Origin of the sequence: Crenobacter luteus (genome assembly GCF_004345725.1) — a bacterium.
In the GTDB taxonomy this organism is placed as follows: Bacteria; Pseudomonadota; Gammaproteobacteria; order Burkholderiales; family Chromobacteriaceae; genus Crenobacter; species Crenobacter luteus.
Map to the genome: position 1 here is coordinate 1 of NZ_SLXG01000056.1, position 1162 is coordinate 1162.

The window sequence follows — 1162 nt, forward strand, 5'->3', positions numbered from 1 at the left end:
GAGGGTGTGCAGAATTTTGTGTAAACGGACTTTTGGCAGGAAACTGCCGACTTGTCCGGAGTCACAATGAGCAAGAAGAAGCACGACGTACCTGAAGAACTGCTGGCTGGTTTGCTGGCCAACTACAAGAAACCCGAAGACCTGATAGGCGAAGAAGGGCTGCTGAAGCACCTGACCAAGCTGGTCGTGGAACGGGCGCTGGAAGTCGAGATGACCGCGCACCTGGGTCACGGCAAGCATGAGCCGGTGGTCAACGCCTCGGGTAACACCCGTAACGGCAAGAGCCGGAAGACGCTCAAGGGCGACTTTGGCGAACTGCCCATTGAAGTGCCGCGCGACCGGCACGGCAGCTTTGAGCCGCAGTTAATTCCCAAGCACCAGACCCGCTGGGCCGGTTTTGACGACAAGATTCTGTCGCTCTACGCCCGCGGCATGACGGTGCGCGAGATCCAGGCGCATTTGGCAGAGATGTACGGCACCGAGGTTTCACCCAGCCTGATTTCGTCGGTCACCGATGCCGTCAGCGACGAAGTGAAGGTCTGGCAATCCCGGCCGCTCGACCCGATTTACCCCATCGTCTATCTCGATTGCATTCATGTGAAGGTGCGGGAAGGGACGGTCCGGGTCAAAGCCGTTTATCTGGCCATCGGCATCACGATGGAGGGCGAGAAGGAGGTGCTGGGCCTCTGGCTGGCCCAAAACGAGGGCGCCAAGTTCTGGTTGCAGGTGGTCACCGAACTGCGTAACCGGGGCGTGCAGGACGTCTTCATCGCCTGTGTCGATGGACTGAAGGGTTTCCCGGAAGCCATCGAGGCGGTGTTCCCCAGAGCGACCGTCCAGCTGTGCATCGTCCACCTGGTCCGGCACAGCCTGAACTACGTCTCGTGGAAGCGGCGGCCGGAGGTGGCGGCCGACCTGCGGCGGATATACCAGTCGGCCACGGCCGAGGAAGCCGAAATCCGCCTCGGCGAGTTCGAGGACAAGTGGGACGACGAATACCTGCCCATCGGCCAGTCGTGGCGACGGAACTGGTCGCGTCTGATTCCGTTCTTCGACTACCCGCCGGAGATTCGCAAGGTCATCTACACAACCAACGCCATCGAGTCGGTGAACATGAGCTTGCGGAAATTGACCAAGAACCGGGGCTCGTTTCCGAGCGACG

At 60.4% G+C, this 1162-nt stretch carries 1 protein-coding gene; it reads left to right on the top strand.

The annotated features are described in order from the left end of the window. Window positions 1-66: 66 nt before the first annotated feature. Window positions 67-1162 (top strand): IS256 family transposase (locus tag EV683_RS14235; protein WP_131863228.1); only part of this gene is annotated, 1096 nt, incomplete at its 3' end.